Origin of the sequence: Amycolatopsis sp. 2-15, assembly GCF_030285625.1 — a bacterium.
Lineage (GTDB): Bacteria > Actinomycetota > Actinomycetes > Mycobacteriales > Pseudonocardiaceae > Amycolatopsis > Amycolatopsis carbonis.
Genome location: NZ_CP127294.1, coordinates 1,377,884 through 1,397,488, shown reverse-complemented (window position 1 = coordinate 1,397,488; position 19,605 = coordinate 1,377,884). Strand labels below are relative to the sequence as shown.

Here is a 19,605-nt window from a genome sequence, read left to right as displayed (position 1 = left end):
AGTCAGTGTTGCGTTGTGAGGAGACTGGTCAGTGACGACCGTTCGAACGCCTGAGGAGGACTCGCCGGCTGCATCGAAGCCGAAGAAGGCGGCGAAGTCGACCAAGGCCAAGATCCTCGACGTGGCGCGGTGGCTCGCGATCGTGCTCGTGGTGGTCTTCGCGGCCAAGGCGCTCACCGACAACTGGACCGAGTTCTGGCACACGCTGTCCGATGTGGCCTGGCAGTCGTCGGTGCTCAGCCTCGTCGCGCTCGTACTGGCGATCATGGTGTCGACCTGGGGCTGGCAGGTTCTGGTCGACGACCTCGGCAAACCCGTCGGCTACATCCGCGGCGCGCAGATCTGCCTGGTCGGCTCGCTCGGCAAATACGTGCCGGGTTCCGTGTGGGCGTACCTGCTGCAGATGGAGCTCGGCCGAAAGGCCGGACTCGCCCGGGCCCGCATTTTCACGGGCTCGCTGATCCAGCTCGGCGTCGGCGTCGTGTCGGCGCTGGTCGTGTCGCTGCTGGCCGCGCCGGCGGTGTTCAGCAACAGCCCCCGTGCGATGTGGCTGTTCGTGCTGATTCCCGTCGGTTTGGCGCTGCTGCACCCGCGCGTGCTGACCTGGGGCACCTCACTGGTGCTTCGCTTGCTCCGCCGTCCGCCCCTCGAACGCCCCCTGAGCTGGGGTGTCGTGCTCAAGACCTTCGGCGCCTCGACGCTGGCCTGGGTCCTGCAGGGCGTTCACCTGTGGCTCCTGGCCAACTCCGTCGGCGCGCCGGGCTTCAACGGCTTCGTGCTCTGCGTCGGCGCCATGGCCGTCGCGATGACCGTGGGCACCTTCGCCTTCATCCTGCCCAGCGGCATCGGCGTGCGCGAGGTGGCCCAGGTCGCCGTCCTCACGGCCAGCGGCCTCACCGTCGGCCAGGCCACCGCCTTCGCCGTGGCCTCGCGGGTCATGTTCACCGTCGCGGACCTGCTCACGGCAGGCGGCACCGCGGGTGGCGCCTGGCTGGCCGGTCGCCGCCTGAAGGTCGCCGCCGGCTGAGGCCGGTCGGCGCTCAGCGCTTGATCCGGTAGATCACCGCGTCCGAATTTCGGTACACCTGCTGCAAGAACGGCAGCTCGGCGATCCCCACGAGGCCAGGCGACGTGTACGGCGGGTCCGGCGGCGCCGCCGCCTTGCCCAGGAACACCCAGTGGATGTTCAACCGGGCCACGGCGGCGCGGACCTGCGGGTTCGTCTCGTACTCCTTGAAGTGACGGGCCAGCAGCAGGGCGTCCGAGGGCGGCGCGGTGCCGTCGTCGTGGGCGGCGACCGTGCGGACACCCGAGAGCGCGTAGGTCCAGACCGAGCCGTCGAGCCGGTCGTTCATGACCCACTCGCCCGCGGGCACGAGGTGGCCGAGCTCGACCATCCCGGCTTCCTCGCCCGGCGTGATGTTCTGGTTGCGGGGGTCGGGGGAGCGGTAACCCACCGCGAGCCGATCGCCGTTCGTGGTCGCGTACAGGCCCTTCGTGACGCCCACGAAGCCCAGCAGCACCAGAACCGCCAGAATCACCGCGGGTACGCGCGGCGGCAGGTGCTCACTGACCCACGCCTGCAGCGACGCGACACCGTGGCCCGCGATGAACGCCAACGGCACGATCGCCATGGAGATGAACCGGTACGGGTCGTCCCACCACGGCCGGGCCAACGCCATCACCAGCGGCGCGTTCGACGATGAGACGGCGGCGTACGCGAGGCCGCTGATCAGCGCCGTCACGCCGACCCACCGCAGGTCACCGAGGCGGCGGAAGAAGACGAAGCCCAGGAGCAGCGCGGCCGAGAGCCACAGCTGCGGGTGCGGCTCCCAGTGCTGGAACCCGAGCAACGCGCCGATCGCGTTGGTCGCGCGCCACTCACTCGGCCAGCCGAGGTAGGGCAGGTCGCCGCTGGCCAGGCCGAGGGCGCCGAACAGCTGCAGCCACGCCACCAGCACGGAGGCCACCGCGATCGGCAGCAGTGCGAGCAAGTCGCGGCCGAACCGCCGCCAGCGCGCGCCGGGCGAAACCCAGCGCTGAAGCAGCAGTGGCCCGGCGAACAGGACCGCACCGAACAACGTCGACGAGTGGATGCACAACAGCCCGACGGCGCACACGAGCAGCAGGAAACCCGTGTCCGGCGCGACGCGATCGAGGTAGCGCCGCAGCACCACGGCTGCCAGCGGCGTGAGTGCCAGCCCCAGCAAGAACGGGTACAGCGGCCCGCGGCTCATCGACTCGTACATGCTCATCACCGGCGCCACCGACGTGAGAGCCGCGGCGCCGGCCAGCACCGCGCGGCCGCGGAACTCGCGGACCAGCACGACCAGCGACAGAGCCAAAAGCCCCGGTAGCAGCACGGTGTTCACGTCGAGCGTCTGCGGGATCGATCCGCCGCTGAGCGTGTACTGGAGGGCCGCGAGCAGGTGGTACGCGTTGGGGTAGAACGGTGGCTTGCCGTCGCCGTACCAGTTGAGCGTGCCCATGCCGAACAGGCTGCCGTCGCCGGTGGTCGCGATGTAGCGCACGCCGTTGGCCGCATACGGCGCGTCGCCGCCCTGCGCGATCGCGCCTAGGTGGCCCATACCGCGCACGGCGGCGTAGAACCCGAGTGCGGTCGCCAGCAGCAGGCACACGATCACGCCCCACTGCCCGCGCGCGGACCACACCCGCGGTTCCGCCACAGGGGGCCACCGCCGCACCGTCAGCCGCCTCAGTCCGAACGCGACCGCCACGAAGACCACAGTGGTCACGCAGAACGTGAGCGTGTTGAACGGCAGCCCCATCGCCGCGGTCCACGGCCCCGCGAGGCCGGCGATCGCGTAGCTCAGCAGCGGCGTGAGCCCGGCGAGCACCCAGCCACGCAGGCCCGCGGCGAGGCCGGTGAGCACCCCTGGGAGGCCGAGCACGAGCAGCAGGACGGCAAGACTCGCCACATCGGACAGCAGCGTGGGTTCGCTCGGCAACAGACTTCCTCGGCTGTGACGGATCCGCTCGGTACCCCCGGGTGGCGGATCGGAATCGGAGTCACAGATTAGCGGGCCCGATATACACCCGAACGGCTTATGTCCGGGAAGCGTAGTGAAGCGATTGACTGGACTGTGTGAAGTGACGGCCGGAACCGCCCGACAACGCTGGTGCATTCCGGCCAATCTCTCACTCGAAAGCGAGGTTTCGTCACGGGGATTCACCGTGGCAGCGGGTGACAGCGGGTGACAGCGGGGTGGCGGCCGGTGGGGACCGGCCGGGGGCTGGAGGCAGGGGGTCGCGTGGTCTACGCGGTCGTGGGGGGCTGGCTGGTGCTGGGCGCGCTGGTCGTCGTGACCTGGCGCCGGATCGCCACCGATGCCGGGTGGCGGGCGTTCGTGATGGTGCTCGTGCTCGCGTTTTCGCTGGTGCACCAGCTGTTGTTCGCCACCGTGACCGAAGACGCGCTCGTCACCTTCCGTTATGCGCAGAACATCGCCGACGGCAACGGTCCCGTGTTCAATCCCGGTGACCGGAACGAGGGTTACGCGAATTTCCTGTGGCTCGTGGTGATCGCGTTGCCGCGCGCGGCATTCGGCGCGGATATCGCGACGGCGGCCGTTGTGCTGGGTGTTGTCGCGGCGTTGGGGAGCGTTCTCCTCGCGTACTTCCTCACCAATCGCATCGTGCGCCTCGCGCTGCCGGAAGGCGCCCAGGTGCAGCCCGCGATCGGTGTCGCCGCCGCCGTGCTGACGGCGGGCGCGAGCGGCCTCGCCGTGTACGGGCCGTCGGGCACCGAGCTGCCGATCTTCGTGTTGCTGGTGCTGGCCGTGGCCAACGCACTGGTCGCCGGCCGGTCCGTGGTGGCGGGTGTGCTCGCGGCGGGCGCGGTGATGACGCGGCCGGAAGGCTTGGTGCTCGCCGTCGTCGCGGGGCTGTGGCTGGCGCTCGCCGCCGCGCGCGGCCGGTACAACTGGTGGACGCCGGCCGGGTACGTGCTGGGCGCGCTGGTTTTCCTCGTGCCGTGGACAGCCTGGCGTGTCACGTACTACCACCACTTCCTGTCCGATCCCGCGGTGCGCGTGCTCGGCCCCGACTGGCGTTACCTCGCGGGATTTTCCTTGGCGCACCTGGGTTTTCTGATCCTCGCCGTCGCCGCCGTGGTGGGTTTGCTCGCGCTGCGCACGCCCGAACGCGCGGCCGAATCGCGCTCGGCGCTGTGGCTGCTGTTCGCGTTGGCCTTGTGCTTCACGGTTTTCGTGGTCGTGCTCGACGGTGACACCGGCCCGTCGTGGCGGCTGCTCGTGCCCGTGCCGCCGCTGCTGGCCGTGGCTTCGGTGGGCGCCTACGGCGTGCTGACGGCCGCGAACCCGTCGCCGAAGCCGCGCACGGTGTCGCTGCTGGTGCCGGTGGTCGCGGCCGTGCTGACCGGGTTCGCGGTGCTCGCTTCGGTGGTGAGCCCGGACGTGCTCAAGAGCGTGCGGGCCTGGCACACGGACAGCGCGCAGCTCGCGGAAGTCGGCGATTGGCTGGCTTCGTACCTGCCGCCGGGTTCCGTGGTGAGTGCCGCCGCGCCGGGCGCCATCGCCAGCCGCGCGGGCTCGCGGCTGCTGGTGGGCACCGACCTGAGGCGCGCGACGGTGGCCGTGCCCGAGGAATCCGGCTACGGCAAGAGCCAGGACTGCGCCGACGACACCCGGGCCTGGTACCGCGTCGCGACGTTCCGCCGTATCGGCACGCCGTTCTGGATCTCCGTGTACCCGCGCGCCGACGAGACCGGTCTGCTCATCGATTACCTCGATCGAGCCCCGGACTTCCAGTACGTATCGTGCCCGGGATGAGGATGGCGCGCCGGTCCACGGCCCTCGGGTTCGGGGTCTTCGGCGTGTCGTTGGCCGTGTTGCTGGTGCGGTTCCTCGTGCCGCGCCCCGTGTCCATGTCCGACAACGGCGACGGTTTCCGCGTTCTGTGCGGCGCCGGCATCAAATGGATCAGCAAGCCGGAAAAGTACGTCCACCTGGTGTACGAGGCCACTCCCGGCGGCTGCGACCCGACGTACCCGCTGAGCCAGAGCTGGCTCGCCCGCCTGGCGGTGGTGGTCGGGTCGGATTCGGACCTGAACCTCGTGGTGCTCGGCGTGATTTCTTCGGTTCTCGCCGCGGCCGCGGTGGCCGTGGTGGTGGTCGGGTTGCCGTACAGCTTGCGGGTGCGGTTGCCCGTGGCCGTGGGGCTGTTGCTGGTGATGGCGGATTCGGCGTTCTTCGGCTATTTCTCGTCGACATTGGGCGAGGGGACGGCTTTTCTCGGCATTTTGCTGGCCGTCGGCGGCCTGCTGCTGATGGGGCGGCGGTGGCTCGGGGTCGGCGCGGCGGTGACCGTTGTCGGCGGGTTGATGGCGGTCAACGCCAAGGTGCAGACGCTGATGATCTTGCCGTTGCTGATCATCGCGGTGCTGCTGGTGACGCGTTCGCGTTGGCTGCCGGGGGTTCTCGTGGTTCTCGCTCTGGCCGGCGGGACGTGGTGGGCCCAGACGGCGGTCACCCCGGCCGTCGCGCCCGACGGCACGGCGTCCGCGCGTCCCGGCGACGACTCGCGCGAGATCAACATGGTGAACACGGTGTTCCTCAACATCATCGACGGCCACCACGACACGGTCGCAGACCTGGCGTCGCTCGGCCTGCCGGCGTCCTTCGGCCAGTACGCGGGAAACGGCTGGTGGCACCCGCATCCCGTGACGCTGGATCCGCACTACGCGCAGTACCGGGACCGCTTGAGCCGGCGCAACGTCGTGAAGTGGTTCGCCACGCACCCGGACCGCACCCTGGGCATTTTGAACCGCGCGGCCGGCGATCTGCTCACGGCGCGGCCCCCGTACCTGGCCTCGTTCGACGCTGCGGCCGGCTTGCCACCGGCGGCGCAGGAGTACCGGGTGCCGCTGTGGTCCGGGTTGAGCGCGTTGCTGGCGCCCCTGGGCTTGTTCGCCTTGCTGCCCCTCTGGCTCTTCACGGCCTGGCGCGCCTGGCGACACCGGCAGGCCGCGCTGGGTGTGGCTCTCGCGTTCTTGCTGACGACTTTGGTGGGTCAGTTCGTCCTGGCCGCGCTGGGTGACGGGATCGAGAACGTGAAGCACCAGGTCGTCGCGTTGTTCTGCCTGCTGGTGGCGGTGATCCTCAGTTTTTGTCCGCGACCGAAGTCTCCGGCAGCGGCGGTAGGAGAAACTCCTCGGTGACCGCGTCCCGGGGCATCGGCCGGCTCGGCGCGGAAGGCCACCTCGGCGGGAACGTCAGCAGCGCGAACACGACGAGCGCGCCGGCGTCGAGCGCGAACGAAGCCGGCCACGGCACCCAGCGGAAGTTGATCGCCAGGTAGAGGAACGCGAGCACGCTCACCCACAGGCGGGCCGCGTCGCTGCGGTGCCGGTCGAGCACCACGGCGAACATCCCGAGCACCAGCGGCGCCATCATCACGAACACGCGGGTGGTGTCCGTCGCGACGAACCGGCCGGCGAGGCAGCACAGGAACAGCCACAGGCTCGCGACGAGCAGCGGGCTGCGGGCGCCGTGCTTGCGGTACTGGAGGAACAGGCCGTAGCCGAAGATCAGCCACACGAAGTGGAACGTGTCCCAGAGAACGGCCTGCTCGGTGCCCTTGTGCGACGACAGCGAGAACCGGATGTTCTCCAGCAGGCTCGAGTTGCCCTGGCCGGAGCCGAATCCGTAGCTGCCGCCGATGAAGTGCTGCGCCCACACGCGGTAAGCGAAGTAGCCCGCCGCGGCGACGACCATCGCGATGACACCACCGATGAAGCCCTTGTCACGCAGCGACCGGGTGCGCGTCCAGGCGAGCAGCGGGTACAGCGGGGCGAGCAGGAGCGTCGTCTCCTTGTTGACCGTGCCCACGAGGACCACGACCGCGAAGAGCACCAGCCTGCGCCGGAACGCGAGCCAGATCGCGACGACGTAGAGCAGGTTGTTCAACGGGTCGACCAGGTAGGGGTCGCTGAAGTTGTACTGGACGTACCAGAACGTGCAGACCAGCAGCACGGCGGCGACGAACGCGGTGAAAAGCCGGACCTTGAGGTGGGACCGCAGGAACTCGAAGAAGACGACCGCCGTGGCGACGGTGACGAGGTAGGTGAAGGCGAGCCACAGCACGTCGAGGGACAGGCCCGTGAGGTTGTGGGCGAAGTGCACCAGCCACGGGCTGAGCATCCGCAGCGCGAATGGGTTCTCCACCGGGGCGCCGGTGTGCTCCGACATCGCGTAGTACTGCAGCGCGTCGCCCCACGCGTGCAGGTGAGCGTCCTTCTGCAGGGGTGCGCTGGAGATCAGGTTGACGAGGGAAACGGTGGCGAGGGCGAGCCACACCCAGGTTCGTTGCCCCGCGCTCGTCTGCCACGACCGGCGGACGTGCGCGTCGGTCGCGGAAGTCACCGGTTCATGGTATCCGGGCTGACGATCACCTTCGGTGGAGCGGCGAAAGTTCCCGAATGACGGGTTTCGTGCCGACGATCACTTTGAGTAGCCGGGAGAAACCTACGGTCCCGTAGCCTCGCGGTATGGCTGACTTCGTGTACCCGCCCGTGCTGGTTGCCGCGCGGACGATGTTCCGGGTGCTGGACAACCGCATCCGCATCGAGGGCGCGCAGCACGTGCCGGCGCGCGGCGGGGCGGTGATCGCGTGCACGCACGTCAGCTACCTGGACTTCATCTATTGCGGCCTGGGCGCCCGGCCGGCCAAGCGGCTGGTGCGGTTCATGGCCAAGCACGAGATCTTCGCCAACCGCGTGGCGGGACCGTTGATGCGGGGGATGCACCACATTCCCGTCGACCGGTCCGCCGGCCAGGCTTCATACGACGAGGCCGTGGCTCGGCTTCGCGCGGGGGAGGTCGTCGGCGTGTTCCCGGAGGCGACGATCAGCCGTTCGTTCACGGTGAAGGCCTTGAAGACGGGTGCCGTGCGGATGGCCGCGGAGGCCGGGGTGCCCATCGTGCCGATGGCGCTGTGGGGCACCCAGCGCCTGTGGACCAAGGGCCAGCCCAAGAACCTCGCTCGGCGCCACGTGCCCATCTCGATCCTGCTCGGCGCCCCGCTGCACCCCGCCCTCGGCGACGACTGCGAGGCGGGAACCGCCGAACTCCGCTCTCGCCTGTCGGAGCTTCTCGGCCGCGCCCAGGCGGACTACCCGGAATCCCCCACGCCCTCCGAACGCTGGTGGCTCCCCGCCCACCTCGGCGGCACCGCCCCCACGCCGGAGGACGCCGCCGCTTTGGATGCCCGCCCTGCCACTCGGGACTGACTTGCCACTGTGGCTGGCAAGTCGCCATGGCGATTCGCAAGTCGCCGATCCAACGGCAATCCGCCGCTCGATCGGCAACCGGGATGCTGGCAAGTTGCCACTTAAGCCGGACATTTGCTCCAATGAACGGCAAGCCTCCGGTCGACCTGGCATGTCCCACCGACCTGCGCAAGCCAGAGCGCTGAATGGCAACCCCATCCGCGAAATGGCAAGCCACCGCCCTGCCGGCAAGACCGGCAACTCCCGCTCAAGAACGGCAAGCTGCCGCCCGGGCTGGCGCGCGTGCCCGAGCTGCGGCAAGCCAGACCCTGAATGGCAAGCCCATCTGCGAATGGCAAGCCACCGTCCCTCGGCAAGGCCGGCAACCCCCGCTCAAGAACGGCAAGCTCGCTAGTTGATTGGCAAGCCGCGACGTCGACTGGCAAGCAGGTGGCCGATGGGCAAGGCCGCAACCCCTGCGTGCGGGGGGCGACCTTGCCGGTTCGGCTGGCAAGTTGCCGTGGCGATTGGCGCTGGGAGCGTTGAGAGGCAAGTCGCCGTTGTGGTGGCAAGCCGGGCGATGGCGGCAAAGGCCCGTGTCGTGGCAAGTGCGCCGGTGAGCGGCAAGTCGACCTGCCTATTGGCAAGTCAGATCGCCGAGTGGCAAGAAGCCGTCAGCGATGGCAAGTGCAGAAGCGAGCGGCAAGATGCCAACCCACCTGGTTAGGCCGCCCAAACCACGGCCTAAAACCACGGCCTAAAACCACGGCCCAAAACCACGGCCTAAAACCACCGCTCCAAAACCTGCGCCACCCCATCCTCCGCAGCCGGCCCCGTCACCTCGTCCGCCACTTCCAGCACCGCGCGGTGACCGTTCGCCATCGCCACCCCGTGCCCGGCCCACTGCAGCATCTCCACGTCGTTCGGCATGTCACCGAAAGCGATCACCCGCTCCGCCGGCACCGAAAACCGCTCAGCGACATCCGCCAACCCAGTCGCCTTCGTGACCCCGTGCGCCGACAGCTCGATCAACCCGCCCGACGACGAGTACGTGATGTCCACCGCCCCATCGAGCACCGCCCGCGCCGCCGACGCCATTTCCTCCGACCCGAGGCCTCGGTGGCTGATCAGCAGCTTGATCGCCGAATGCCCCAAAACCTCGGCGCGCGGCGCGGTCCGGCCCTCGCCGTCGCCCCACGGGTTGCGGTACTCGGGCTCGATCACGAAGCTCCGAACGTCCGTGCTGATCCGCTCGGCGGCCAGCCGGCATCCCGGCAGGGCCTTGTCCAGCGCCGAAGCCAGATCGTGCAGCAGGGTCGGCTCCAGCAACCCGTGCACTGCCACGACCGACGAAGTGGCGATATCCAGCAGCACCGCGCCGTTCGCACACACCGCAAATCCCGTCAGCCCCAGCGGGCCCGCGATCGGCGGGATCCACCGCGGCGGCCGGCCGGTGCACAGCACAAAGGGGACTCCGTCGGCGCGCACCCGCTGCACGACCTCGGTCGTGCGGGCGGAAGGGACCTCGGTGGGGCCGAGCAGGGTGCCGTCGACGTCGGACGCGATCAAGCGGGGTTTCTCCACGCGCCCATTGTCCCCGAACCGGGCACGGGCACCGCCCGTTCGAGCGAATGTCGGTGGTTGCCGATACCGTCCACCCTCGTGCGAGCAGGCATCGTGATCCTTCCGGAAGATCGTTGGTGGGCGGCCGAGCCCAAGTGGCGGGCCGCCGAGGAGTACGGCTTCGACCACGCGTGGACATACGACCACCTGGGCTGGAGATCCCTGGTCGACGGCCCGTGGTTCTCCGCCGTGCCCACCCTCACGGCCGCCGCCATGGTCACGTCCACCATCCGGCTGGGCACGTTCGTCGCCTCGCCCGTGGCGCGGCACCCGGTGCCGTTCGCGCGCGAGCTGATCACCCTCGACGACGTGTCCGACGGCCGTTTCGTGCTGGGCGTCGGCGCCGGGGTGGACGCGAAGAACTACGACGTGCAGGTGCTCGGAGGCCCTGACTACACGCCGAAGCAGCGCGCGGACCGCTTCACCGAGTTCGTCGAGTCGCTCGACGGCCTGCTGATGACCGACCGCTTCGACTTCGAGGGCGAGTACTACCAGGCCCACGGCGCCCGCAACCTCCCCGGCACCGTGCAGCGGCCACGGCTGCCGTTCGTCGTAGCGGCCAACGGGCCGCGCACGATGACGCTGGCCGCCCGCTTCGGCGCCGGCTGGGCCACCACCGGCCGCGGCGGCGCGACCACCGACGAGTGGTGGCAGGGCATCGCCGAGCTCAGCCGCGTGTTCGACGAGCGGCTCGACGCCGCCGGCCGTGAACGCGACTCCGTGCACCGCTACCTGAGCCTCGACGCGGCGCCGGTCTTCTCGCTGAGCAGCGTCGAAGCCTTCCGTGAAGCCGTCGAACGCTCCCGCGAGCTGGGTTTCACCGACGTCATCGCGCACTGGCCGCGTTCGAGCGGCCCGTACGAGGGCCACGAGTCCGTGCTGGAGCAGGTCGTGGAGAACGTGCTGCCCACGCTCAAGGACAGCTAGGCCGTTCAGGTGACTTCACCCCCGCCGGGAAACCGATTTCCCGACCCGGGCGTCAAGCAGGTGAGAAGAGGGGGAGACGGCCCTTCACCGGGCCGCTCTTCTCACTCGTGAGCACCCCGGGGGTGCTGGGGAATGGGAGGTCCTCGTGGCCGCGGCCGGGGCAGCCGCGGCTACGAGGCTCCGCAACCTCCACAAGAAATCACTTCACGATCGTGTAGATCACCGCACCGGGATTCCGGTAGTCGACCCGCAGGAAATCGCGCCCGTCCAGCCCCTGCAGCCCGGGCGCGATCGGCGTGTCCTTCCGGATCGTGCCGCTGCCCACCAGCACGTGGTGCACGTCGAGCCGCCGCGCGGCGTCGCGCACGCGCGGGTCCGTGTCGTAGTCGCGGAAGTGCAGGGCCAGGTACACGGCGTCGGGTGACACGCGGCCACCGCCGTCGTAGTGGCCGGCCACCGGGTGCACGCCGGCGATCGCGTACATCCACGCGGTGCCGTCCATGCGGTCGTTGAGCACCTTCTCCTGCGCGGGGATCCCCATGGTGCCGAGGTGTTCCATGGCGGTGATCTCGTCGGCGCTCACCGGCGGCGTCACCTCGCCCTCGGGCCCGTTGTAGTACAGGTACGACACGGCCGTCGCGTTCGCGTTGCGGTAGAACCCGCCGGTCAGCACGGCCATCGCGGCCACCACGACCACGGCCGCCACCAGGCCGAGCCGCGCCAGCACCTGCGGTCGCGAGCGCACCCACGAGCCGCTGCGGGCCAGGCGCGCGATCCACCGCTGCAGCTCCGCCATGCCGTGGCCCGCAAGCAGGCACAGCGGGATCGCGGCCAGCGCCATCAGCCGGTAGCGGTCGTTCCACCACGGCCGCGACAGCGACACCACCCACGGCAGGTAGCCGTAGCAGGTGACCAGCACGAAGAATCCCGAAAGGCCGATCGCCGAGAGCAGCACCCAGCGCATGCGCCGCAGCGTGAAAAACGTGAGCGTGCCCAGCGCGAGCAGCACCGTCAGCCAGATCTGTGGCCGGCTGAGCACCTGCTGGAACGTCACGAGCAGCTTCAGCGCCAGCGGGATCGGCAGGTTCGAGTTCCACGAGTAGTACGGGTACGCGCCGGAGGTGAACCCGATCGCGCCCAGGATCTGCGGCGCCGCCAGCACGCCGCTGACCACCAGCACCGGCAGCATCCGCAGCACGTCGCCCAGGATCACGCGCCACGCCGGCGTCTCGGGAGCCACGCCGTCCACACGCTTGCGCCGCAGCGACCGGTACCAGCGCTGCACCGCCAGCGGCAGCGCGAACAGCACCGCGCCGAACAGCGCGCTCGAGTGCGCCGCGAGCAGCCCGTCGGCCGTCAGCGCCAGGATCAGGCCCGTGTCGACGCCGGGGCGCACCAGGAACCGCTGCAGCGCGACCACGGTCAGCGGCGTGAGCACAATGCCCAGCGCGTACGGCAGCAGCCCGCTCGACACGGACTCGTACGCCCCCGTCGTGGCGGCCGCCGCGACCAGCGCCGTGCAGCCCGCGTAGACCGCGCGGCCGCCGAGCTGGCGGATCAGCGCCACCATCGACAACGCGAACAGGCCCGCGACCGGCATCGTGATGGCGTTGAGCGTGACCGGGACGCTCGTGCCCGAGATCTGGTAGACCAGCGCGCCGACCAGGTGATACGCGTTCGGGTAGAACGAGCCGTCGGGGTACCAGTTGATGGTGCTCATGCCGGTGAGCGAGCCGTCGCCGGTGTCGGCGATGTAGCGGATGCCGTTCGCGTGGAACACGGTGTCCCAGCGCTGGAAGACGGCCGTCGTGCCGCCGCGAGCCGAGAGCACCACGGCGATCGACAGGCCCACGGCCACGACCAGGCACCCGGCCACGGCCCAGTGCGCGCGTTTGCTCCACTCGACCGGCGGCTCCTCCGCGCCCGGCCGGAGCCGGCCACGGGCCATCAGCAGCCGCCGGACGCCGTAGGTGACGGCCGCCAGGCCCACGGTGCACAGGGCGGCGGATCCGGCGTTGTACGGGAGCCCGGCGTCGCCGAGCCACGGGCCGGCCAGACCCATCACGGCGTAGCTGACCAGCGGCGCGAGGCCGGCCAGCGCCCAGCCGCGCACTCCGGCGGCCCAGCCCACCAAGCCGCCGGGTATCGCCAGCACGGCCAGGTAGGTGACGACCGCTACCAAGTAGCTCCCCAAGGTGTCCGGTGCAGGCATGCTTCTCACGTGTGTCGGTGCGGTACGGCCGGCGGTATGCCGAGGTCGGTTCGGGCCACGGTGTCAGGACTGCGTACCCTGGGCGCCCGTGAGCGAGCACACGAACCCCGCCAAGATTACTGAACACGAGTTCGCCGGCTACGACCTCGTCGTCGTCGGGTCCGGTTTCTTCGGGCTGACCGTCGCCGAGCGGGCCGCGGCCGAGCTCGGCAAGAAGGTTCTGGTGCTCGAGCGCCGGAGTCACCTCGGCGGCAACGCCTACTCCGAGGCCGAGCCCGAGACCGGCATCGAGGTGCACAAGTACGGCGCGCACCTGTTCCACACCTCGAACAAGCGCGTGTGGGAGTACGTCAACCGCTTCACCGAGTTCACCGGCTACCAGCACCGGGTGTTCGCCAAGGTCAAGGACCAGGTCTACTCGTTCCCGATGAACCTGGGCCTGATCAACCAGTTCTTCGGCAAGTCCCACACCCCGGACGAGGCCCGCGAGCTCATCGCCAAGCAGGCGTCGGAGTTCCAGACCGACGCCGCCGAGAACCTCGAGGAAAAGGCCATCTCGCTGGTCGGCCGTCCGCTGTACGAGGCGTTCATCCGCGGGTACACCGCGAAGCAGTGGGAGAACGACCCCAAGAACCTGGGCGCGAACATCATCACGCGCCTGCCGGTCCGCTACACGTTCGACAACCGGTACTTCAACGACACCTACGAGGGCCTGCCCGTCGACGGGTACACCGCGTGGCTCGAGAAGATGGCCGAGCACGAGAACATCGAGATCCGCCTGAACGTCGACTACTTCGACGTGCGCGACCAGATCCCCGCGGGCACCCCGACCGTGTACACCGGTCCGCTGGACCGCTACTTCGACTACTCGGCGGGCCGGTTCACCTGGCGCACCGTCGACTTCGAGTCCGAGGTCGCGGAGACCGGCGACTTTCAGGGCGCCCCGGTCGTGAACTACAACGACCAGGAAGTGCCCTACACCCGCATCATCGAGTTCCGCCACTTCCACCCGGAGCGGGACTACCCGAAGAACAAGACGGTCATCTTCCGGGAGTTCTCGCGCTTCGCGACGGACGACGATGAGCCGTACTACCCGATCAACACGCCGGAGAACCGCGAGAAGCTCGAGAGCTACCGCGAGCTGGCCAAGGCCGAGGCGCGCGAGAAGAACGTGCTGTTCGGCGGCCGGCTGGGCACGTACAAGTACCTCGACATGCACATGGCGATCGGCTCGGCACTGTCGATGTTCGACAACAAGATCGCGCCGCACCTCACCGACGGTGCGCCGCTCGACGGGTCGATCGATGCTTGAGCAGACCGCGGCGCCGGTTGACGCCGGCGCTCCCGTCGCTCCGCCCGCAGGCCCGGCGACCGGTGAAGTCGCCGTGTTGTCCCAGGCCCAGCGCTTCCTGAAGAGGCCGGGCACGGTGCAGGTCGCGCGCGGGATGTCGCTGTTCGGCGAGCACAGCGCGGGCTGGTTCGCGCTCGGCCTGATCGGCGCCGCGGTGGACAAGCCGCGGCGCAAGGACTGGCTCGTCGCGTCCGCCGGCGTCGTCGGCGCGCACGCCGCCTCGATCGCGGTGAAACGTGTGGTCAGGCGGCGTCGTCCGGACCACCCGAGCGTCGAGGTCCTCGTCGGCACGCCGAGCAAACTGAGCTTCCCGTCTTCGCACGCGACGTCCACGACGGCGGCGGCGGTGCTCTACTCGGGACTCACCGGGCGTAACCTGGTCCCCGCCCTCGTACCGCCGATGCTGGCCTCGCGGCTGTTGCTCGGCGTCCACTATCCGACCGACGTACTGGCCGGTGCGGCCCTGGGAGGCCTCGTCGGTGGTCTGATCCGACGGAAGCTGAAGAGACGATGAGCGAAACGACCGACGAGCGTGCCGAGAACTCGACCGACCCGGCTGAATCCGCGAAGGCGGAGGAAGCCGTGAAGGTCGAGACGGAGGAAGCTGCCGCCGACGCGGCCGCGTCCTCCGCTGCCGTTCCGGAACCGGCGACCCCGGCTCCCGCTTCGGCCGGTACGAACCCCGTGGCGCTGCTGCTGGGCGTGATCAAGACTGCGCGCCCGAAGCAGTGGGTGAAGAACGTGCTGGTGTTCGCCGCGCCGTTCTTCGCGTTCTCGAAGGCGACCAACCGCACCGAGCTGGTCATCGACGCGCTGATCGCGTTCGTCGCCTTCTCGCTGACGGCCTCGTCGGTCTACCTCATCAACGACGCCGTCGACGTAGAAGCCGACCGCGCCCACCCGACGAAGCGCAACCGGCCCATCGCGGCCGGCATCGTGCCGGTGCCGGTGGCCTACGCCGCCGCGGTGGTGTTCTTCCTGGCCGGTATCGCGGTGTCGTTCACCGCGAGCTGGGAGCTGGCCGTGGTGCTCGGCGTGTATGAAGCCGTGCAGCTCGGGTACTGCTTCGGGCTCAAGCACCAGCCGGTGGTGGACCTCGCGATCGTCGGCTCGGGCTTCCTGATGCGCTCCATCGCCGGTGGGGTCGCCGGCGGGATCGCCATGTCGCAGTGGTTCCTGCTGGTCACGGCGTTCGGCTCGCTGTTCATGGTGGCGGGCAAGCGCTACGCGGAGATCATGCTGTTCGAACGCACGGGCGCGAAGATCCGGTCGTCGCTGAAGAAGTACTCGGCGAGTTACCTGCGGTTCGTGTGGGCGACGTCCGCGGCCATCCTGATCATGTCGTACTGCCTGTGGGCCTTCGAGATCCGGCAGGCGGAGCACGATTCGCTCTGGGCGGTCGTGTCGATGGTGCCGTTCGTGATCGCCGTGCTGCGGTACGCGGTGGACGTCGACGGCGGCAACGCCGGGGCGCCGGACGAGATCGCGTTGCGGGACCGGGTGCTGCAGGTGCTCGGGTTGACCTGGGTCGTGACGTTGTTCTTGTCGTTCTACCTGTGAGCCGTCTTTTTTACCTGTGAATCGCGCTGGAATTTAGACAGCTGAGTATCAGGCTGCGCACAGAAATACCGGTCATCCTCGGACGTGGGGGCGGGCAGGACGCCCGTTCCCACTTCAGCCGGAGGAGCCGAAGATGAGTGACCAGGTCCCGCCGGAGCAGTCCGGTGATGGTGGTTCGCCGCAGGATGCGACGGTGGAGAGTTCGCAGCCTGGCGTCGGTGGTTCTGGGGAAGAGGCGCGGGTCGCTGCAGAGAACCAGCAGGTCCCGCCGGGACAGCAGCAAGTGCCGCCGGGGCAGCCGCAGGCCGGGGCGCCGCAGCCCGGCGCGCAGCAGCCAGGAATGCCACAGTCTGGAATGCCGCAGCAGCCGTACGGTCAGCAGCCTCCGCCTGGTGCGTGGGGTGGGCCGCAGCCGGTTCGGCAGCCGGGCGGATTCCGCCGGTTCGTCGGCAACCGCGTGACCCAACTGGTCGGGGTCGGTGTCCTCGGGCTGCTCATCGGTGGCGGCATTGTCGGCGGTGTCATGGCCGCGACCCAGCACGATGGGCGGCCGGGGATGTCGCACTTCCGTGATGGCGGTGGCGGCGGATACCGCGAGTTCCGTGGTGGGCCTGGGTTCGGGCAGGGCGGGCCTGGTGGTCCCGGTGGGACGGGTACCGGCGACGGAACGGGTACCGGAACCGGGACTGGCTACGGGATCTGACCGCTCGGTGCCGGGCGAGCTCGTGCGCGGCTGAGGGGGCCGTTGACCGGGGAGTAGGTCACAGGAAGATCACGGTCGTTGTGTACGGTGTCGCGTGATGCGAAGCGACACCGTTGTCCGGCCGGCCATCGACAGGTGGCTGCCGTTCGGTGTCGCGGTCGTGTCTGCCGCGATGTTCCTGCTGGCCAGCCGGCATTTGGTGGACGACGCCTACGTCACGCTGTCCTACGCCCGCAACCTCGCCCTGCACGGCCACTGGGGTCTCGTCGAGCAGGGCACGGCCAACACGGCCACCTCACCCCTGCACGTGGCAGCTGTGGCCGCCGTGACGGTTGTCGTGCGCGATGCCGTGGTGGGGGCCGGTGTGGTGTTCGTGGTGTGCCAGGTCGTGCTGGCGATGGGGCTCAAGCGGCTGGCCGAACGCACGGAAATCCCCCGCCACTTCGTGCCCCTCGCCTTCGCGGGGTTGCTGCTCAACCCGCTGCTCGTGTCGGCGGTGGGCCTCGAAGTGTTGCCGGCGGCGGCCGGTGCGGTGTGGGTGTTGGTGTTCGCGGTGGAACGGCGGCCGGCGGCGCTCGGCTTCGCCGCCGGCGCGCTCGTGCTCGTGCGCGTCGACCTGGTGCTGGTTGCGCTCGTGGTGTTCGTGGTGCGGCCGAGGTTTTGGGAGGGGATCTGGCGGACGACGTTCGCCGCCCTCGTCGTAGCGGTGCCGTGGTTGGCGTTCAGCTGGTTCGTGCTCGGGTCGGCCGTGCCGGACACCGTGGTGTTTCAGCAGCCGACGGTGCCGTGGCTCGACTTTCCCGCCGCCGCGCTGATCGCGTTCCTGCCGGTGCCGCTCGCGGTGATCGCGGCGCTGGTTCGCCGCGACGAAGATACTCGGCCGTTCGCCGTACTCACAGGCGCCGGCGTCGTGCACGCGGTGGTCGTGGCGTCGCCGAATCCGTGGTCGTATGCGCCTGCGATTGTCGGGGCGACGGTGTTTCTCGCGGCGTGGGTTTGCGTGACGCTGCACCGTATCCCGGCGACGGCGGCGGCCGGGTTGGTGCTCGCCGCCGCCGTCGCCGTCTACGCGGCTCCCGGGTTGCCCCGGCGCTTCGCGCCCATCACCGGCAACCTCGCCGCGACGGACGAATACCGTGAGATCGGCCCGCAGCTCGCCACGCTGGCGAAGGGGCGCGCAGTGGAGAGCCCTGGCGAAGCGGGCGCGCTGGCGTACGCGTGCGATTGTCACCTCGTCGACGAGTTCTCCGACCGCGGCGCCGTCGATCCGGCCATCACCGAGACGAAGCTGCGCAGCAACGAACTCGGCCGCGCCCTGATCGAAGCCAACTTCCACCACTTCGACCACGGCGTCGCGCCCACGACGCCGGATCTGGTGCTCGAAACGACGACGCACGCGCCGCCGCCGACGGCACTCGCGACCTGGACCATCGACTCACCGCGCGCCGGCACCCAGCACCTCTACCTCGCGCCCGCGCGCTAGCAGCAGCAACAGCCGCCGGCGTCGTCCATCGCCGGCTGCACCGCGCCCGTCGCGCCGGTGCTCAGGGCCACGCTCTGGCCGGTGAACACGGCGAAGGCCAGCACCTGTGGCGCGTTGCCCATCGCGTCGGTGCGGAAGCTGACCAGTGTCGTCCGTGCGCCGTGAGTGTCCACACTGGACGCTGTGTAGGCCGTGTTCGGTGCCAGGCCGCGGGCCTGCAGGCCGATGCTGTCGAGACCGGCGATCGGCCGCACGGTGACCTCCAGCCGGCGCCCGGTGACCAGGTCGAGTGTGGTGCCGTCCGAGCCGTCCGGAAGTGTCGCGGCGACGTCGTGGCCCTGCTGGTTCAGGCCCTGTGTGCCGAGGTTCGGCGCGCCGCCGCCCGGCGCCGCGTTCGGGACGTACACCAGGGCCTGCGGCTCCTGCCCGACACCGAACGAGCTGACCACCCGTTGCGTGCGCGTGTCGATCACGTCGACGCGGTCGGACTTCTCCATGCCCACGTACATGCGCGAACCGTCGCCGCTGGGCCAGATTCCGTGCGGAGCGTGACCGGTGTCGTGGACGGTCGCCACCAGCTCGGGCGTGCCGGGGGAGCGGCGGTACACGAGCGTCTCGTCGAGGCCACCCACGGTGAGGTACGCGAAGTCGCCCGCGAAGTTGGGGTGGTTGGTGTCCGGCCCGGTGGTCAGCACGGCCTGCACGCGGCGGTGCACCAGGTCGACCACGCTCGTCTTGCCGGCGCGCTTGTGCGGCACCCACAGCTCGCGGCCGTCCGGCGAGATCGCCAGGTCGGACGAGAACACGTCGCCCAGGCCCGTGATGTGCCCGGTGATGCGCCGCGAAGCCACGTCGACCACGGTGATCTCCGGCAGCGCGATGTGGTTCACGTACGCGGTGCGCCCGTCGGGGCTCATGACCACTTTGGACGGTCCGGTCCCCACCGGCAGGTTCTCGATCACCCCGCCGTGCAAGGCGTCGACGATGGTCACCGTGTCCCGGCCGCGGTCAGCGACCCAGAACTCGCGGCCGTCGTGCGTGAACGAGCCCTCGTGCGAAGCGCGGCCGACGTCGGTGCGGCTGAGCACCTTGTTCGTGGTGGTGTCGATGATGTCCACGGTGTTGCTGCCGATGCTCACCACACCGAGGCGCTGCCGGTTCGGGGAGTAGGCGAGGCCGTGCACGTTCTCGTCGTCGAGGTACTGCGGGTTCAGCGTGTTCGACAGCCGCGGCGCGCCGAGCGCGATCGTCCCCAGCACCTTGTTCGTCGACGGATCGATCACGGTCACCGTGTTCGACGTCTGGTCGGCGGTGTAGACGCGGTCGTGCGACGTGACGGGGACGGGGACCGACGGCGCAGCGATGTTCGAAAATGCTGCGACCTCGTCGGTCGCCGACGCCGCACTGCTCGCCACCGCCACCGCGCCACCTGCCGCCGCGACGATCGCGAGCGCGAAGGAGATCCGGCGTTTCCAGGGCATGGTTTGCCTTTCCGTAG

The 19,605-nt window shown here is 69.7% G+C and carries 14 protein-coding genes; 9 read left to right on the top strand and 5 right to left on the bottom strand.

What is annotated here, in order from left to right:
• Positions 1-31: 31 nt before the first annotated feature.
• Positions 32-1,027 carry a lysylphosphatidylglycerol synthase transmembrane domain-containing protein gene (locus QRX50_RS06965; protein ID WP_285971136.1) on the top strand — a complete coding sequence of 332 codons (996 nt, stop codon included), beginning with the start codon at positions 32-34 and terminating at the stop codon, positions 1,025-1,027.
• Between the two features lie 13 nt (positions 1,028-1,040).
• On the opposite strand, the gene QRX50_RS06960 is transcribed toward QRX50_RS06965, so the two are convergent.
• On the bottom strand, positions 1,041-2,969 hold the full coding sequence (locus tag QRX50_RS06960) for a DUF6541 family protein (protein ID WP_285971135.1): 1,929 nt from the start codon (positions 2,967-2,969) through the stop codon (positions 1,041-1,043).
• Between the two features lie 303 nt (positions 2,970-3,272).
• Here QRX50_RS06960 and QRX50_RS06955 point away from each other — a divergent pair, with 303 nt between their 5' ends.
• Both QRX50_RS06955 and wsfD read left to right on the top strand, forming a co-directional pair.
• The gene (locus tag QRX50_RS06955; protein WP_285974380.1) at positions 3,273-4,811 is read left to right on the top strand and encodes a hypothetical protein; all 1,539 of its coding nucleotides are present in this window, start codon (positions 3,273-3,275) and stop codon (positions 4,809-4,811) included.
• Between the two features lie 2 nt (positions 4,812-4,813).
• The gene (gene wsfD / locus QRX50_RS06950) at positions 4,814-6,199 is read left to right on the top strand and encodes a glycan biosynthesis hexose transferase WsfD (RefSeq protein WP_434533325.1); all 1,386 of its coding nucleotides are present in this window, start codon (positions 4,814-4,816) and stop codon (positions 6,197-6,199) included.
• Here the strand turns inward: wsfD and QRX50_RS06945 are convergent.
• Positions 6,141-7,403: a hypothetical protein gene (locus QRX50_RS06945; RefSeq protein ID WP_285971133.1), complete on the bottom strand. Its 1,263-nt coding sequence runs from the start codon at positions 7,401-7,403 to the stop codon at positions 6,141-6,143. The two genes, wsfD and QRX50_RS06945, sit on opposite strands and share 59 nt — an antisense overlap.
• A 125-nt stretch (positions 7,404-7,528) precedes the next feature.
• Here QRX50_RS06945 and QRX50_RS06940 point away from each other — a divergent pair, with 125 nt between their 5' ends.
• Positions 7,529-8,269, top strand: coding sequence for a lysophospholipid acyltransferase family protein (locus tag QRX50_RS06940; protein ID WP_285971132.1), 741 nt, complete (start codon positions 7,529-7,531; stop codon positions 8,267-8,269).
• Between the two features lie 762 nt (positions 8,270-9,031).
• Here QRX50_RS06940 and QRX50_RS06935 read toward each other — a convergent pair.
• Positions 9,032-9,817: an HAD family hydrolase gene (locus QRX50_RS06935; RefSeq protein WP_285974379.1), complete on the bottom strand. Its 786-nt coding sequence runs from the start codon at positions 9,815-9,817 to the stop codon at positions 9,032-9,034.
• A 93-nt stretch (positions 9,818-9,910) separates the two neighbouring features.
• Here QRX50_RS06935 and QRX50_RS06930 point away from each other — a divergent pair, with 93 nt between their 5' ends.
• Positions 9,911-10,798 (top strand): LLM class flavin-dependent oxidoreductase, encoded by an 888-nt coding sequence (locus tag QRX50_RS06930; protein WP_285971131.1) that lies wholly within the window; start codon positions 9,911-9,913, stop codon positions 10,796-10,798.
• Between the two features lie 199 nt (positions 10,799-10,997).
• Here QRX50_RS06930 and QRX50_RS06925 read toward each other — a convergent pair whose 3' ends face one another.
• The gene (locus QRX50_RS06925) at positions 10,998-13,010 is read right to left on the bottom strand and encodes a DUF6541 family protein (protein WP_285971130.1); all 2,013 of its coding nucleotides are present in this window, start codon (positions 13,008-13,010) and stop codon (positions 10,998-11,000) included.
• A gap of 88 nt (positions 13,011-13,098) precedes the next feature.
• On the opposite strand from QRX50_RS06925, the gene glf reads away from it, so the two are divergent.
• The 4 genes from glf to QRX50_RS06905 all read left to right on the top strand — a co-directional run bounded on the left by glf (position 13,099) and on the right by QRX50_RS06905 (position 18,107).
• Positions 13,099-14,322: a UDP-galactopyranose mutase gene (glf, locus tag QRX50_RS06920; RefSeq protein WP_285971129.1), complete on the top strand. Its 1,224-nt coding sequence runs from the start codon at positions 13,099-13,101 to the stop codon at positions 14,320-14,322.
• Entirely contained in the window at positions 14,315-14,875 is a 561-nt protein-coding gene (locus QRX50_RS06915) for a phosphatase PAP2 family protein (RefSeq protein ID WP_285971128.1), read from the top strand. The genes glf and QRX50_RS06915 overlap by 8 nt, the downstream gene beginning before the upstream one ends.
• Positions 14,876-14,943: 68 nt before the next feature.
• A complete protein-coding gene (locus QRX50_RS06910) occupies positions 14,944-15,921 on the top strand; it encodes a decaprenyl-phosphate phosphoribosyltransferase (protein WP_434533324.1) in 978 nt (325 codons plus the stop codon).
• Positions 15,922-16,721: 800 nt separating this feature from the next.
• Positions 16,722-18,107 (top strand): hypothetical protein, encoded by a 1,386-nt coding sequence (locus QRX50_RS06905; protein WP_285971126.1) that lies wholly within the window; start codon positions 16,722-16,724, stop codon positions 18,105-18,107.
• Here QRX50_RS06905 and QRX50_RS06900 read toward each other — a convergent pair.
• Complete coding sequence (locus QRX50_RS06900; RefSeq protein ID WP_285971125.1) at positions 18,104-19,588, bottom strand: YncE family protein; 1,485 nt, start codon at positions 19,586-19,588, stop codon at positions 18,104-18,106. The two genes, QRX50_RS06905 and QRX50_RS06900, sit on opposite strands and share 4 nt — an antisense overlap.
• Positions 19,589-19,605 lie beyond the last annotated feature (17 nt).